Origin of the sequence: Saccharopolyspora karakumensis (assembly GCF_004349225.1) — a bacterium.
GTDB lineage: Bacteria > Actinomycetota > Actinomycetes > Mycobacteriales > Pseudonocardiaceae > Saccharopolyspora > Saccharopolyspora endophytica.
Map to the genome: position 1 here is coordinate 1 of NZ_SMLA01000004.1, position 14,674 is coordinate 14,674.

Here is a 14,674-nt window from a genome sequence, read left to right on the forward strand (position 1 = left end):
CGAGCCCCAGCCCTCCCCCACCGCCGCGTGCAGGCCCAGGTCGGCGAGACCTTCGGCGAGCACGCACTGCGGGGTGTTGACCAGGAAGATCGCCTGCTCCGGCTGGGTGCGCGCGATCCCGGCGGCCTTGCGGCAGTGCTCGGTGTGGTGCCCCGGGTAGGACTCGTGGGCGATCAGCCGCGGCAAGCTCGAGGCGCGGTGACCGATGTCGGCGTTGACCGACACCCGCGACCGGAATCCGCCGAGGTACTCGTTGAACCCGCTCCACGGCCGATCGGTGACGACCCGGTAGCGCACCCGCTCCTGCACCGGCAGGCCGAAGCGGGCGCGCACCCGCTCGCGCAGCGCGCCGGACACCGCCTCCAGGCAGACCTCCAGCCGCTCGGGCGACAGCCGGTCGCGGCGCCGGACGGCGGCGAGCCGCTCGGCCGTCGTCCCCGGCCCCGGCAGCAGCGCGTCGAGCTCGCGGTGGACCTCCCGGTACTCGTCGGGATCTCCGAGCTCCGGGGTGACCTGGAAGCACGCCCGCACTTCCGCGGCGAACGACATCTCCTGACCCGCGAGCCGGAGACCGATCGCCTCCAGCGCGGTGAGCTGAGCGTCGAGGAACCGCCGCCGGGGTTCGGCCAGCCCGCAACCGCCCAGCTCCTCGCGCAGTGCGCGGGCTCGCGCGACGAGCCGCTGCGGGTCCGGACGCGGCTCGTGGCGCGCCCGGAGCCGCAGCCCCGGGTCTCCCGCGTAGGAGTCGACCAGGCCGGGTTGGAGCCGGTCGAACCGCAGCCCGAGCCGGACGTAGTCGGACACCAACCGCGCTGAGTCCACGCCTGGACGGTACGCGTCCGGACGCGCACCCGATTTCACCGAATTCATCGGCCCTGGAAAGTGCTGGACCTTTTCGGCGAATACTCGCGAGTACATGAGCGCTGGAGGCAATAGTACACACAATGGTGGTATCCGAGTGTCGCCTTCCACAACCCCTGGTTACGTTTCAAGCCAGGTGCTTCACTCGCTCCGGAATTCACTCTTTCCGGGCAGAAGCACGCACTTGCTCAACTCATCTCATCAAGGAGCAAAGCTGTGCTGAAGAAAGCAGTGATTGTCGCCGGTGCCGCCGCCGGCCTGCTGGCCCTGGCCCCCGTCGCCAACGCCGACAGCTCGGACAACGACGGCATCAACGTCCTGAACGACAACAACGTCAGCGTTCTGCCGGTGCAGCTGTGCGGCAACAACGTTGCCGTCCTGGGCCTCACCGCACCGATCGCCTCGCCGAACCACACCCAGTGCGTCAACGCCCCGATCCTGGACCACCCGAGCGCGGGCTGACGCCTTCGCCGACGAGGGAGGAGCGCCGGAACGAGTCCGGCGCTCCTTTTTCGTGCGCGCGCATTCCGCGTCCGCCAGCGGTTCTTGGATCCGAATTCACACAATGGGGTTACGGAATTTGGGCAACGGGCATGTTCGCTGTAGTTTGCGACCGGAACACACCACACTCGGTCTCCCAACCGGGATTTGGACCGAGGCCGTTGGTGTGAACTCCGAATCCCGCGGAATTCCTAAAGGAGAGTGACCCAAGTGCTGAAGAAGGCAGCGATTGTCGCCGGTGCCGCCGCCGGCCTGCTGGCCCTGGCCCCCGTCGCCAACGCCGACAGCTCGGACAACGACGGCATCAACGTCCTCAACGACAACAACCTCAGCGTCCTGCCGGTGCAGGCCTGCGGTAACAACGTCGCCGTGGCGGGTGCGGTCGTCCCGATCCTGTCGCCGCAGACTGCGGAATGCGTCAACGCCCCGATCCTGGACCACCCGTCCGCCGGCTGAACCAGCTGATCGCATTCGGAAAGGCCAGGTCGTCACCGACCTGGCCTTTTCGCTTGCTCGGGGTCAGCGGCCCAAGCGGCGGTGGCGCACCGCGTAGTCGCGCAGCGCCCGCAGGAAGTCGATCCGGCGGAACTCCGGCCAGTAGGCCTCGGTGAACCAGAACTCCGAGTGGGCCGACTGCCAGAGCATGAAGCCCGACAACCGCTGCTCGCCCGAGGTGCGGATCAGCAGGTCCGGGTCCGGCTGGCCGGAGGTGTAGAGGTGCTCGGCGATGTGGTCGACCGTGAGCACCTCGGCGAGCTCTTCGATCGAGGTCCCGGCCTCGGCGTGCTGCTGCAGCAGCTTGCGGACCGCGTCGGCGATCTCCCGCCTGCCGCCGTAGCCGACCGCGACGTTGACCTGCATCCCCGTCCGACCCTCGGTCCGCAGCGCACCGGCGGTCAGCCTGGCGGCGGTCTCGGTGGGCAGCACGTCCAGCGCCCCCACGATCCGCACCCGCCACGACTTGCCCGGACCGGTGAGCTCGTCGACCACCCCGGCGATGATCTCCATCAGGGCGTTGAGCTCGGCTTCGCTGCGGTTGAGGTTGTCGGTGGACAGCAGCCACAGCGTGGCCACCTCGACCTGCGCCTCCTCGCACCACCCGAGCATCTCCGCGATCTTGCGCGCGCCCGCCCGGTGCCCGTGCGCCGCGTCCAGACCGGCTTCCTTGGCCCATCTGCGATTGCCGTCCAGGATGACGCCGACGTGCCTGGGATGTTGCAGGCCATCGAGCTTCCGGCTGAGCCGTCGCTCGTAGACCGAGTACATGAGTTCTTTCAACCGAACCTTGAGCGCCACGCCAGATGAGACTACGCGGATGCGGATGACCATCGGCGCCGAGCCCAAGCGGCGCAGCCGCTTTCTCCTCTCACCACCTGAGAACCCGCACGGCTGCTGGTTCTGAGGTCTCGATCGGGTGCGTCGGACGCCGCGAAAGCCCGGTTTGCAACAGACGTCACAGCGGACCAAACCTACGGTCCCGTAACCTTTGTGGCGTGACCAACGCCGTGTCTTCCCGAGTCCCGCACGCGATCGTCAAGCCGCGCATGCGCGGCTGGATCCACTTCTGGTCGCTGCTGGCGTTCTTCGCCGCCGGCGCGACGCTCATCTCGCTGGCCGCCTCGACCGTGTCGGCCGAGGCAGCGCTGGGCACCTCGATCTACTCGGCGACGGTGCTCGGCCTGTTCGGCGTGAGCGCGCTCTACCACCGCAAGACCTGGAACTCGGTCGGCGCGCGCACCTGGATGCGACGGCTCGACCACTCGATGATCTTCCTGTTCATCGCCGGCACCTACACGCCGCTGGCGATGATCGCGCTGCAACCGACCACCGGCGCCATCGTGCTCGCCGTGGTGTGGACGGGCGCGCTCGGCGGCGTGATCCTCAAGCTGGCCTGGCCGAACGCGCCGCGCTGGGTCGGCGTCCCGGTCTACATCGCGCTGGGCTGGGTGGCCGTGTTCGTGCTGCCGGACCTGCTGGAGAACGCGGGCGTGGCGGTGCTGGTGCTGCTCATCGTCGGCGGCGCGCTCTACACGGTCGGCGCGGTCTTCTACGCCACCCGCTGGCCGGACCCGTGGCCGAAGACCTTCGGCTACCACGAGTTCTTCCACTCGACGGTCACCGCGGCGGCCATCTGCCACCACGTGGCCATCTGGCTCGCGCTCTACGCCTGAGCGAGCTTGTCCGCCAGTTCGCCGGTGGTCGTGACGGGGCGGTCGCACACGTAGCCGTGGCAGACGTAGGCGGCCGCGGCACCGTCGACCAGGGGCCGGTCGGCCAGGAGGGGAACTCCGGTCGCTTCCGGTGTCGAGGCGACCACGACCGCGCCGCCCGGTCCCCGGCGGTGCGCCGTGGCGAGGAGCTCGGCGCGTGAGGACTCGTCCGGCCCCACGACGGCGACCTGCATCGGGCCCTGGGCGCGGGCCTCGGCGACCGCCAGCCAGTGGCCCGCGAAGCGGGGCGCGCGCTGGGCCAGCAGGCCCGCCCGCGACAAGCCCTGCTCGGCGGCGGTGCGGTAGCGGCCGGTGGACTCCGGCCCGACCAGGGCCGATGCCGTCAGCAGTGCCGAGGTCAGCGCGGCGGCACCGGACGGGCTGGCGTTGTCCGTCGGATCCGAGGGCCTGCGCACCAGCGTCTCCGCATCGGCGGCGGTGTCGTGGAACGTGCCCGGGTGATCGGCGTCGGCGAACTGCTCCAGCGCGACGTCGAGCAACTCGCACGCGGTGGTCAGCCAGCGCGGATCGGCGGTGGCCTGGTGCAGCGACAGCAACCCGTCGGCGAAGCAGGCGTAGTCCTCCAGCACCCCGGCTGCCGTGCCCGCGACGCCGTGCCGCGAGGTGCGCAGCAACCTGCCGTCGACCAGGTGCGTCGACAGCAGCAGCTCGGCGGCACCGGCGGCGGCCTCGATCCAGGAGGGTTCCTCCAGGGCGGTCGCGGCCTCCACCAGCGCGGTGATCGCCAGGCCGTTCCAAGCGGTGACGACCTTGTCGTCCTCGCCCGGCTGCGGGCGCTGCTCCCTCGCGGCCAGCAGGCTCTGCCGCACCCGCGCCCAGCGGGCCTGGTCGTCGGGGTCGCGCGGCAGCTGGAGCGTCGACGTGCCCTCTTCGAAGGTGCCCTCCGGGGTCACCAGGAACAGCGACGCCGCCCAGTCGCCGTCGGACTCGCCGAGCACCTCGCGCAGCTGCTCCGGCGTCCACACGTAGGTCAGGCCCTCGACGCCCTCGGTGTCGGCGTCCAGCGACGCCGCGAAACCACCCTCCGGCGTGCGCAGATCGCGCAGCAGGAAACCGGCGGTCTCCCTGGCCACGCGTGCCGCCAGGTCGTCGCCGAGCCTGCCCAGGTGCGCGTACGCGCGCAGCAGCAGGGCGTTGTCGTAGAGCATCTTCTCGAAGTGCGGCACCACCCAGGCCGCGTCGACGCTGTAGCGGGCGAAACCGCCGGCCAGCTGGTCGTAGATGCCGCCGCGCGCCATCGCCGCGCAGCAGTGGCGGGCCAGTTCCAGCGCCTGGTCGGACCCGGTGCGCTCGTGGTGGCGCAGCAGGAACTCCAGCACCATCGAGGGCGGGAACTTCGGCGCGTCGCCGAAGCCGCCGCGCTCGCGGTCGGCTTCGCCGCGCAACCGGCCGACGGCGCCGGTCAGCACCTCGTCGTCCACTATCGACTCCGGCAGCGGTGAGCGCTGCGCGTTGAGCTGCTCGACGATGCGGCTCGCGGCCTGGCGAACCTCCTCGCCGCGTCCCTCCCACGCCTCCGCGACCGCCGAGAGCAGCTGCGGGAACGACGGCATCCCCGGCATCGGCGAGGCCGGGTAGTAGGTGCCGCAGTGGAACGGCGCGCCGTCGGGGGTGAGGAAGCAGGTCATCGGCCACCCGCCCTGGCCGGTCATGGCCTGCGTGGCCTCCATGTAGACGGCGTCGATGTCGGGGCGTTCCTCGCGGTCCACCTTGACGTTGACGAAGCGCTCGTTCATCAGCCGCGCGGTCTCGTCGTCCTCGAACGACTCGTGCGCCATGACGTGGCACCAGTGGCAGGCCGCGTACCCGACCGACAGCAGCACCGGGACGTCCCGCCGGCGGGCCTCGGCGAACGCCTCCGGGCACCACGGCCACCAGTCGACCGGGTTGTCAGCGTGCTGGAGGAGGTACGGACTCGTCGCGTCCGCAAGCCGGTTCGCCATACCCCCACCTTCCCATCTCGATCTTCCGAACGCACTGGTGACGGTGGGGGTAACCGGATTACCGCCGTAATCGGGGACCCGAGCACGGCGGTCTTCCGGTCACCCGGCGCAGAACGGGGCCACCCGGTTTCCCAGGTGGCCCCGCTCTGAGCCGGAGGTCAGTCGGTTTTCGCCTGTGACGGCTTGGAGGAGGTCTCCTCCGGCTCCGGAGTTTTGGTGGCCTCGGACTCCTCGGCTCGCTTCGCGGCTTCGGCCTCGGCTCGCTTGACGTGGGCCGGGGCCGCGGCGTCGGCCTTCTCCTCGTCGAAGACGACCGGCAGCTTCTTCAAGTGCTTGGTCATCGAGCGGACCAGGAACACCACAGCCACGGCGAACACGATCAGCAGCACCAGGCCGACCGGTGAGGACTTGCCGAAGTCCTCACCCTGCCCACCCGGGTCCTGCGGCGGCCCCGGCGTCTGGGCCAGCACCAGTGCGACGGTCTCCTGGGCACTCATGCGCACACCCTCTCCTGCACGCCGGCGAACAGGTCGTCCTCCGGCAACGTGGTGTCGACCAGCGAGCGCACCAGCTCGTAGTCCTCTGTCGGCCACAGCTCGCGCTGCACGTCGCACGAGACCGCGAACCAGCGGCTCGTCGGGTCGATCTGGGTCGCGTGGGCGCGCAACGCGTCGTCCCGCTGCTCGAAGTATTCCCCGCACGGCACGCGCGTGGTGACCCGGTCGTCGGGGTCGGGGCGGTCCTGGGAGTCCCAGCGCGCGAGCCAGTCGGTGTAGGGCGATTCCTTGCCGTCGGCCAGCAGCGACTCGTGGAACAGCTGCATGCGCTTGCGGGAGAAACCGTGCGAGTAGTACAGCTTCAGCGGCTGCCACGGCTCGCCCTGGCCCTCGTAGAGGTCCGGGTCACCGGCGGCGTCGAAGGCCGCGACGGAGATCTCGTGGCACCGGATGTGGTCCGGGTGCGGGTAACCGCCGTTCTCGTCGTAGGTGATCACCACGTGCGGGCGGAACTCCCGCATCACCTTCACGAGCTCGCGGGTGGACTCCTCGATCGGCACCGTGGCGAACACGCCCTCCGGCAGCGCCGGCAGCGGGTCGCCCTCGGGCAGCCCGGAGTCGACGTAGCCGAGCCAGCGGTGCTCGACGCCGAGGATCTCGGCGGCCTTGGCCATCTCCTCCCGGCGCACGTCGGTCAGGTTCTCCACGACCTCGGGCCGATCCATGGCCGGGTTGAGGATGCTGCCCGCTTCACCTCCCGTGCAGGTGACCACCATCACGTCGTGGCCCTCGGCCACGTAACGCGCGGTGGTCGCGGCCCCCTTGCTGGACTCGTCGTCCGGGTGCGCGTGCACCGTCATCAGTCGCAGCTTGTCCGCCATCGCCCGCTTGTTCCTCCCGCTAGTAGCAGCATCCGCCCTGTGCACGGCTCCTCCGCGTCGACGGCCCCGCCGTCTCCTCCGCTGGGCGCTCCAGGGATACTCAACGTGGATGTCGTCCTCCATTGTTCCCGGTGGAGCCGACATCGCGGCCGTCACCCCTTGTGGTTCCGGCCGCAGATCCACCGCCCGCGTCGAAAGGCCGCCGTGACGCAGCAGCAGGTCCCGCAGGACCGGTACGGCTCGCGCGCTCGCAGCGCGCGCACCCGTCCCGTCCTCCGCTGGGCGCTGCTCGCGGTCGCGCTGCTGGCTCTCGTGGGCGTCGCGCTCATCGGCTACCGCAACATCGGCTCTGCTCCGATCGAAGGCAAGCAGGTCGCCTTCGAGGTGATCGACGATCACTCCGTTCGGATCACCCTGGAGGTCCAGCGGGAGGACCCGCAGCGGCCCGCGGACTGCGTGGTGCGGGGTCGCGCCGAATCCGGCGAGGAGGTCGGCAGGCGCGAAGTCCTGATCCATCCGGCGAACGGCGTGAGTCGGCAGGACACTGTGCTTCGTACATCCTCCCGAGCGACCATCGGGGAGGTGTACGGCTGCACTTACAACGTTCCTGAATATTTGTCCACTCACACGCGGCCAACCGGGTGAAGCGCCCCGCTGCACGTCGGGCGCGAGGAGAATCCGGTCCCTCTGCGTGCTGATGCGTGCTATCGTCGAGCGCAGCACGGCCCCCGCTGAGGGCCGTGTTTTTCCGTTACTTGGCATTGGCTGAGAAAAGGACGGAATTGCAATTTGGCCCGTTGTGAGTGCGGGCCGGAAGTCGACGAGGAGTGGTGACCGTGAGCGAGACCCAGGTGACCTGGCTGACCCAGGATGCTTACGACCGGCTCAAGGGTGAGCTGGACGAGCTCGTGGCCAACCGCCCGGTGATCGCCGCGAAGATCAACGAAGCCCGCGAGGAGGGCGACCTGCGCGAGAACGGCGGGTACCACGCCGCTCGCGAAGAGCAGGGTCAGATCGAGTCTCGCATCCGCCAGCTGCAGGAACTGCTGCGCACCGCGCAGGTCGGCGACGTGCCCACCGAGTCCGGCATCGCCAAGCCCGGTTCGGTGCTGACCGTCCGCTACGACGGCGAGGACGAGACCGAGCAGTTCCTGCTCGCCAACCGCGAAGAGGGCGCGCACGGCGACCTCGAGGTCTACTCCCCCAGCTCCCCGCTGGGCAAAGCTCTGCTCGACGCCAAGGAGGGCGAGAGCCGGGAGTACGAGCTGCCCAACGGCGGCAACATGAAGGTCACGCTCGTCAAGGCAGAGCCCTTCAACGGCTGATCTCGCATTCCGAAGTTCTTTCGCGAGCAGCCGCTGGAGTTGCCGCGCGCCTTTGTTGATCTGCCTTCACCGGGCATATGCGGGTGAAACCGTTCCGACGGTTTCACCGCAATTAAGAATCGATACCGGGCTTGTGCGCTCGGTCCGCGGGCGTTCCGGATTCCGGGACGCCCGCTCGCTTTTCCCGGGAAAGTCGGTGAAGCAGCGGACGCACTCTCGGCGGCACGGGTGTCGACAAGGCGATGGACGTCGAAGTGCGCCGAACACCGGGCACTCCGACGACCTCGTCGATCACGCGCTGCAGGTCGTCGTTGGACCGGGCGACCATGCGCACGAACAGGTCTCCCTGGCCGGTGGTGGCGTGCACCTCGCAGACCTCGTCGATGGCGGCCAGCTGCTCGGCGACGAGTCCGCGATGTCCCTGCGTGATCTCCAGGACCGCGAAGGCCGTCAGCCCGTAGCCCATCGCCGCCAGGTCCAGCTCGGGCGGGAATCCCTGCAGGACGCCGCGCTCGACGAGCCGGTCCAGCCGGGCTTGGACGGTGCCGCGCGCGACGCCGAGCCGGCGCGAGCACTCCAGCACTCCCAGCCGCGGCTCGTCGGAGAGCAACAGCAGCAACCGGGCGTCCAGTTCGTCGGGACCGCTGGTGGCAGCCACGTGAGCGCTCCTCTCAGCGACGGGCGAGGATCGTGTGCCCGACGGCTTCGAGCTGGGTGACGACGTACTCGCAGTGCTCCTGACCTCGGGTTTCCAGCGAGACCTCCACGTCGACCTCGCCGAGCGCGAGCGCACCGGAGATGCGCGAGTGCTCGATGTCGATGACGTTGGCGTTGAGCTCGCCGAGCTTGGCGAGCAGGCCCGCCAGCGAACCGGGCCGGTCGGGCAGCCGGACGCTCAGCGACAGGTAGCGGCCCGCCGAGGTCATGCCGTGCTGGATGAGCTGGAGCAGCAGCAGCGGGTCGATGTTGCCGCCTGAGACCACCGCGGCGGTCGGCGAGACGACCTGCTCGGGGTGCTCCAGCAGGGCCGCGACGGCGGCGACCCCGGCGGGCTCGACGACGAGCTTCGCCCGCTCCAGGCACAGCAGCAGCGCTCGGGACAGCGACTCCTCGCTGACCGTGAGGACCCCGTCGACCAGCTCCGACACGTGCGCGAACGGCACCGCGCCCGGTTCGCCCACGGCGATCCCGTCGGCCATCGTCTGGGTGTCGGTCAGCGGCACGGGCTTGCCGGCGGCCAGCGAGGGCGGCCACGCCGCGGCCTGCTCGGCCTGCACCGCCAGCACCTTCACGTCGGGGCGCGTCGCCTTCACCGCGGCGGCCACACCCGCGACCAGCCCTCCGCCGCCGGTGGGCACGAGGATCGTGCGCACCTCGGGCAGCTGTTCCAGGATCTCCAGACCGACCGTGCCCTGACCCGCGACGATGTCCGGGTGGTCGAAGGGGTGGATGAACTCGGCGCCGGTCCGCTCGGCGTGCTCCTTGGCCGCCGCGAGGGTTTCGGCGAGCACCGCGCCGTGCAGCGTGACCTGGGCGCCGTAGGACTTGGTCGCGGCCAGCTTCGGCAGCGGTGCGCGTTCGGGCATGTAGACGGTGGCGGGGATGCCCAGCAGGTGCGCCGCGAGCGCGACGCCCTGGGCGTGGTTGCCTGCGCTGGCGGCCACCACACCGGCCGCGCGGCGCTCGGCGTCGAGCCCGAGCAGCCGGACGTAGGCGCCCCTGAGCTTGAACGAACCGGTGCGCTGCAGGTTCTCGCACTTGAGGTGGACTTCGCCGCCGGTGTACTCGCCGAGCACTCGGGAGTGCTCCATCGGGGTTCGCCGTGCCACCTTGGCGAGCAGGGCGTCCGCTTCGCGGATTCGGTCGAGGTCGACGAGCTGCATGGGCCAATCGTGCCACCGCCGATCTACGGGTACTAGGCGTGCGCCGAAGTCCCCTCGCGCAGGAGCGGCGGAGCTCACCGGAGGGCACGATGGTTCGGCTCTCGAAACCGACCTCAGCGCGGCACGTTCGGTACGCTCAGTGGGCAGCACGGTCACCGAGCGCGAGGCGCGCACCGACACACCGCCTGGAGGGCAGCATGGCGCAGCCGAGCAACGGCGTGTTCCCGCTGCTCGCCGGCATGATCACCGCGGCGACGCTGTCCGGTGCGGCGGTCCTGGTGGTGCTCAACTCCGGCTGCGAGGACCCGGGCTCCTACCACGAGCACGACGGGGTCGTGGAGCTCATCGGCGGCTGCCTGCGGCCCAGCGACCTGCCCGTCGCCCCGCGCGAGACGGCCGATGCGCCGCCGTCCCCGGGCGGCTCAGACCCGTTCGTGGCCCGGTGACGGGCGCGCCCGGGAACGGGTCCCGGGCACGACCGCCCAGGTGATCAGCCGAGCGCGGCGAGCAGGTCCTCGACGAGGTCGTCGGCCTCCTCGATGCCCACCGACAGGCGGACCAGGTCCGACGGGACCTGCAGCATCGAACCCGCGGTGCTCGCGTGCGTCATCCGGCCCGGGTGCTCGATCAGCGACTCGACGCCGCCGAGGGACTCGGCGAGGGTGAACAGCCGCGTGCGGGAGCAGACGTCCAGGGCGGCCTGCTCACCGTCGGCGTGCAGGAACGAGACCATGCCGCCGAAGTGCTTCATCTGCTTGGTGGCGACCTCGTGCCCGGGGTGTTCGGGCAGGCCCGGGTAGAGCACCTTGGCGACCTTGGGGTGACCGCTCAGCGCCGCGACGACCCGCTCGGCGTTCGCGCTGTGCCGCTCCATGCGCACCGCGAGCGTCTTGAGACCGCGCATCGTCAGGAACGCGTCGAACGGCCCGGGCACCGCGCCCGCGCCGTTCTGCAGGAACGCCAGCTGCTCGGCCAGTTCGTCGTCGGAGGTGACCACCGCGCCGCCGACCACGTCGGAGTGCCCGCCGAGGTACTTGGTCGTCGAGTGGACCACCGCGGTCGCGCCGAGCTCCAGCGGCTGCTGCAGGAACGGCGAGGCGAAGGTGTTGTCCACGACGAACTTCACGCCCGCATCGGCGGAGACCTGCGCCAGCGCGGCGATGTCGCCGATGTTGAGCAGCGGGTTGGTCGGCGTCTCCAGCCAGACCAGCTTGGTGTTCTCCTGGATCGCCGCGCGCACGGCGTCCACGTCCGACACCGGGGCGGGCGTGTAGGAGATGCCCCAGCCGGAGAGCACCTTGTCGATCAGCCGGAAGGTGCCGCCGTAGGCGTCGTCCGGGATCACCAGGTGATCACCCGGGCGCAGCGCGGACCGCAGCACCGCGTCGGTGGCCGCCATGCCGGAGGCGTAGGCGCGCGCGTGCCTGCCGTTCTCCAGCTCAGCCAGGCAGCGCTCCAGCGCGGTCCGGGTCGGGTTGCCGGTGCGGGAGTACTCGTAGCCCGAGCGCATCCCTCCGACGCCGTCCTGGGCGTAGGTGGAGGTGGCGTGGATGGGCACGATCACCGAACCGGTCGTCGGGTCTGCCTCCTGGCCCGCGTGAATCGCGCGGGTGGCGAAGCCGTCACTCATGTGGAGCAGCGTATTACTCCAGCGCAGATCCGCCGACCCGGGCCTGAGAAGCGAAGTGCCCCCGGACCTGGGGGCCGGGGGCACTCGGACGCTGAGCTCAGCTCACCACTGCGGCGGCTGCGGCGGCTGGCCGGGCTGCTGCGGGTAGCCGCCCTGCTGCGGGAAGCCACCGGCCTGCGGGTAGCCCTGCGGGGGCTGCTGCTGGCCGTAGCCCTGCTGCGGGGGCTGCTGACCGTAGCCCGGCTGGGGCTGACCGAACTGCTGCGGCGGTCCGGGCTGGCCGAACTGCTGCGGCGGCTGCTGCTGGCCGAAGCCCTGCTGGCCGTAGCCGCCCTGCGGCTGGCCGTAGCCACCGGCCTGCGGCGCCGGGGCGCCCGAACCGGCGTTGGCCCACTCGCGGACCGCGGGCAGGAACGCCAGCACGGCGAGCGCGATGCCGAAGAGGACGCCCAACCAACCGGAGATCCCGCTGGGCATCATGATCAGCTGGATGATGGCGACGACGACGCCGACGGCCGCGGCACCACCGATCATCATCGCGCCGAGGGAACGCCGCTTCAGCAGCAGGACACCACCGACCGCGTAGGCGATGGACAGCAGCATGCTGACGACGACCAGGACGTACAGCAAGCCCACCGGCGGGACGTCCACGCCGAGCTCCGCGGCCTGCGAGGACATCGCCGACAGCGCCGCGAGACCTGCGAAGCTGAAGAACCCGCCGAGAATTCCCAGAACACCGAGGACGATGCCCAGGATCGCGCACACCTTGGCCAGCTGCGGGTTGCCCGGCTCGCCCTGGCCCGGGAAGCCGCCGGCCTGCGGGGGCGGGAAACCGCCCTGGGCCTGCGGAGCCGGGAAGCCGCTGCCGGGAGTGCCCGGCTGCTGCGGCGGCTGCGCGGGGAATCCGCCGGGCTGGCTCTGCGTGCCGGGCTGCTGGTACATCGGCTGCGGGGGCTGCATCGACGGCGGCACCATGGCCGTCGCGTCCCCACCACCGGGCTGCTGGTACATCGGCTGCGGCGGCTGCATCGACGGCGGCACCACCTGGGTGGAGTCACCACCCTGCGGCTGGCCTGCGGGCCGGACGACCTGCGTCGCCTCCGACGGAGGCTGCTGCCCCTGCGACTGGACGGGCCGGACGACCTGGGTCGAGTCACCGCCCGCCTGGTTCTCGTCCTGGGGGTCCATCCGGTTCGAGATCGGATCCGAACCCTGCTGACCGCCGTCCGGCGGCTGCGGAGAGCTCATCGGGTACTACTCCCTTGCGGCGTCCAAAGTCCTGGGCATACTTCGGCCCTACGCTATCTGATCAGGCCAGAGCGCAGTGGTGTTTCAGCACCAACTCGTCATCGACCCGCGATGAATCCGAGCACATCCTGGCGGGTCACGACGCCGGCGGGCTTGCCGTCGATGAGCACCATCGCACCGTCCGCACCGGTCAGCGCCGACATGGCCGAGCTGATCTCCTCACCAGCGCCGATGGTCGGCAGCGGCGGCGACATGTGCTGCTCGACGGTGTCGGCGAGGTTCGCGCGGCCCGCGAACAGCGCGTCCAGCAGGTCCCGCTCGTTGACCGCGCCCGCGATCTCGGCGGCCATGATCGGCGGCTCGGCGCGCACGACCGGCATCTGCGAGACGCCGAACTCGCGCAGGATCGCCACGGCCTCCGCGACGGTCTCGCTGGGGTGGGTGTGCACCAGCTCGGGAACCGTGCCGTCCTTGCGGCGCAGCACGTCGCCCACGGATCCGCCGGCGGCGTCGGGCGAGAGGAAGCCGTAGGAGGCCATCCAGGAGTCGTTGAAGATCTTGCCGAGGTAGCCGCGACCGCCGTCGGGCAGCAGCACCACGATCACGTCGTCCGGGCTCGCGGTCTCGGCGATCTTGAGCGCGGCGGCGACCGCCATGCCGCAGGAACCGCCGACCAGCAGCGCTTCCTCGTTGGCCAGGCGACGGGTCATCTGGAAGGACTCGGCGTCGGAGATCGGCACGATCTCGTCGCAGATCCCGTTGTCGTAGGTGCTCGGCCAGAAGTCCTCACCGACACCTTCGACCAGGTAGGGGCGGCCGTGACCGCCGGAGTACACCGAGCCCTCCGGGTCCGCGCCGATGACCTTGACCTTGCCGCCGGAGACCTTCTTGAGGTACTCGCCGGTGCCGGAGATGGTGCCGCCGGTGCCGATGCCGGCAACGAAGTGCGTCACCTTGCCCTCGGTCTGCTCCCAGATCTCCGGGCCCGTGGAGTGCACGTGCGACTCGGGGTTCTGCTGGTTGGCGTACTGGTTGGGCTTCCAGGCGCCGTCGATCTCCTCGACCAGGCGGTCGGAGACGCTGTAGTAGGACTCCGGGTGCTCGGGCTCCACCGCGGTCGGGCACACCACGACCTCGGCACCGTAGGCCTTGAGGACGTTGCGCTTGTCCTCGCTGACCTTGTCCGGGCAGACGAACACGCAGCGGTAACCCCTGCGCTGGGCGACCATGGCCAGGCCGACACCGGTGTTGCCGGAGGTCGGTTCCACGATCGTGCCGCCTGGTTTGAGCTCGCCGGAAGCCTCCGCGGCTTCGATCATGCGCAGCGCGATGCGGTCCTTCACGCTGCCGCCGGGATTGAGGTACTCCACCTTCGCCAGCACCGGGGTCTTGCCGGTGGCCACCGCGTTCAGCCGGACCAGCGGAGTGTTGCCCACCAGTTCGGTGACGTGCTCGACGTAGTCCACGCCTCGTCCTCAGTCGTCGGTCGGTCCCGCCCGGCGGGTCTCCGGCGCGGGTGTGATGCCGAGCGTAATCGCCTGTTCAGGCGCTAACCCAAGGGACCTTCCGGACGACACACGGTCAGGGAAGTTTTTTCGGCTCGGCGGCGTCTATCCAGTAGCGGGGTGTAGGCGTTTCGCCGAGCGCATCCCTGGTGCGACGGGTCTACATTCC

General features: G+C 70.3%; 16 protein-coding genes. 6 read left to right on the forward strand and 10 right to left on the reverse strand.

Annotation, left to right across the window (positions count from 1 at the left end):
* Positions 1-822, reverse strand: an 822-nt coding sequence (locus E1202_RS03685) for a DUF885 domain-containing protein (RefSeq protein ID WP_132681045.1), incomplete at its 3' end; no start/stop codon positions are given.
* A 255-nt stretch (positions 823-1,077) separates the two neighbouring features.
* Between E1202_RS03685 and E1202_RS03690 the strand changes: the two genes are divergently transcribed.
* Both E1202_RS03690 and E1202_RS03695 read left to right on the forward strand, forming a co-directional pair.
* Positions 1,078-1,323, forward strand: coding sequence for a hypothetical protein (locus E1202_RS03690; protein WP_207918447.1), 246 nt, complete (start codon positions 1,078-1,080; stop codon positions 1,321-1,323).
* A 249-nt stretch (positions 1,324-1,572) separates the two neighbouring features.
* Positions 1,573-1,818 (forward strand): hypothetical protein, encoded by a 246-nt coding sequence (locus E1202_RS03695; protein WP_235877656.1) that lies wholly within the window; start codon positions 1,573-1,575, stop codon positions 1,816-1,818.
* A gap of 63 nt (positions 1,819-1,881) precedes the next feature.
* Here E1202_RS03695 and E1202_RS03700 read toward each other — a convergent pair whose 3' ends face one another.
* Positions 1,882-2,658 (reverse strand): isoprenyl transferase, encoded by a 777-nt coding sequence (locus E1202_RS03700; protein ID WP_132681047.1) that lies wholly within the window; start codon positions 2,656-2,658, stop codon positions 1,882-1,884.
* Positions 2,659-2,855: 197 nt separating this feature from the next.
* Between E1202_RS03700 and trhA the strand changes: the two genes are divergently transcribed.
* Entirely contained in the window at positions 2,856-3,533 is a 678-nt protein-coding gene (trhA, locus tag E1202_RS03705) for a PAQR family membrane homeostasis protein TrhA (RefSeq protein ID WP_328590943.1), read from the forward strand.
* Here trhA and E1202_RS03710 read toward each other — a convergent pair.
* From E1202_RS03710 to mca, 3 genes are all read right to left on the reverse strand, one after another.
* The gene (locus tag E1202_RS03710) at positions 3,524-5,536 is read right to left on the reverse strand and encodes a thioredoxin domain-containing protein (RefSeq protein WP_132681049.1); all 2,013 of its coding nucleotides are present in this window, start codon (positions 5,534-5,536) and stop codon (positions 3,524-3,526) included. The two genes, trhA and E1202_RS03710, sit on opposite strands and share 10 nt — an antisense overlap.
* 158 nt (positions 5,537-5,694) lie before the next feature.
* Positions 5,695-6,033 carry a hypothetical protein gene (locus tag E1202_RS03715; RefSeq protein ID WP_132681051.1) on the reverse strand — a complete coding sequence of 113 codons (339 nt, stop codon included), beginning with the start codon at positions 6,031-6,033 and terminating at the stop codon, positions 5,695-5,697.
* Entirely contained in the window at positions 6,030-6,914 is an 885-nt protein-coding gene (mca, locus tag E1202_RS03720; RefSeq protein ID WP_132681053.1) for a mycothiol conjugate amidase Mca, read from the reverse strand. The genes E1202_RS03715 and mca overlap by 4 nt, the downstream gene beginning before the upstream one ends.
* A gap of 204 nt (positions 6,915-7,118) precedes the next feature.
* Between mca and E1202_RS03725 the strand changes: the two genes are divergently transcribed.
* Positions 7,119-7,559: a DUF4307 domain-containing protein gene (locus tag E1202_RS03725; protein ID WP_132681055.1), complete on the forward strand. Its 441-nt coding sequence runs from the start codon at positions 7,119-7,121 to the stop codon at positions 7,557-7,559.
* Between the two features lie 191 nt (positions 7,560-7,750).
* Complete coding sequence (gene greA, locus E1202_RS03730; RefSeq protein WP_207918450.1) at positions 7,751-8,239, forward strand: transcription elongation factor GreA; 489 nt, start codon at positions 7,751-7,753, stop codon at positions 8,237-8,239.
* A gap of 112 nt (positions 8,240-8,351) precedes the next feature.
* On the opposite strand, the gene E1202_RS03735 is transcribed toward greA, so the two are convergent.
* Both E1202_RS03735 and ilvA read right to left on the reverse strand, forming a co-directional pair.
* Complete coding sequence (locus E1202_RS03735; protein ID WP_235877658.1) at positions 8,352-8,897, reverse strand: Lrp/AsnC family transcriptional regulator; 546 nt, start codon at positions 8,895-8,897, stop codon at positions 8,352-8,354.
* Positions 8,898-8,910: 13 nt separating this feature from the next.
* A complete protein-coding gene (gene ilvA / locus E1202_RS03740; RefSeq protein ID WP_132681057.1) occupies positions 8,911-10,122 on the reverse strand; it encodes a threonine ammonia-lyase in 1,212 nt (403 codons plus the stop codon).
* Between the two features lie 197 nt (positions 10,123-10,319).
* Between ilvA and E1202_RS03745 the strand changes: the two genes are divergently transcribed.
* Positions 10,320-10,568: a hypothetical protein gene (locus tag E1202_RS03745; protein ID WP_132681059.1), complete on the forward strand. Its 249-nt coding sequence runs from the start codon at positions 10,320-10,322 to the stop codon at positions 10,566-10,568.
* A 44-nt stretch (positions 10,569-10,612) separates the two neighbouring features.
* On the opposite strand, the gene E1202_RS03750 is transcribed toward E1202_RS03745, so the two are convergent.
* From E1202_RS03750 to E1202_RS03760, 3 genes are all read right to left on the reverse strand, one after another.
* A complete protein-coding gene (locus E1202_RS03750; RefSeq protein WP_132681061.1) occupies positions 10,613-11,752 on the reverse strand; it encodes a cystathionine gamma-synthase in 1,140 nt (379 codons plus the stop codon).
* Between the two features lie 102 nt (positions 11,753-11,854).
* Positions 11,855-13,000 carry a hypothetical protein gene (locus E1202_RS03755; RefSeq protein ID WP_132681063.1) on the reverse strand — a complete coding sequence of 382 codons (1,146 nt, stop codon included), beginning with the start codon at positions 12,998-13,000 and terminating at the stop codon, positions 11,855-11,857.
* Between the two features lie 98 nt (positions 13,001-13,098).
* Complete coding sequence (locus tag E1202_RS03760) at positions 13,099-14,466, reverse strand: cystathionine beta-synthase (protein WP_132681065.1); 1,368 nt, start codon at positions 14,464-14,466, stop codon at positions 13,099-13,101.
* Positions 14,467-14,674: the final 208 nt, after the last annotated feature.

Coding starts and splice junctions, on each gene's coding strand:
- E1202_RS03710 (WP_132681049.1), bottom strand. CDS start 5,536: ATGGCGAACCGGCTTGCGGACGCGACGAGTCCGTACCTCCTCCAGCAC.
- E1202_RS03715 (WP_132681051.1), bottom strand. CDS start 6,033: ATGAGTGCCCAGGAGACCGTCGCACTGGTGCTGGCCCAGACGCCGGGG.
- mca (WP_132681053.1), bottom strand. CDS start 6,914: ATGGCGGACAAGCTGCGACTGATGACGGTGCACGCGCACCCGGACGAC.
- ilvA (WP_132681057.1), bottom strand. CDS start 10,122: ATGCAGCTCGTCGACCTCGACCGAATCCGCGAAGCGGACGCCCTGCTC.
- E1202_RS03745 (WP_132681059.1), top strand. CDS start 10,320: ATGGCGCAGCCGAGCAACGGCGTGTTCCCGCTGCTCGCCGGCATGATC.
- E1202_RS03750 (WP_132681061.1), bottom strand. CDS start 11,752: ATGAGTGACGGCTTCGCCACCCGCGCGATTCACGCGGGCCAGGAGGCA.
- E1202_RS03755 (WP_132681063.1), bottom strand. CDS start 13,000: ATGAGCTCTCCGCAGCCGCCGGACGGCGGTCAGCAGGGTTCGGATCCG.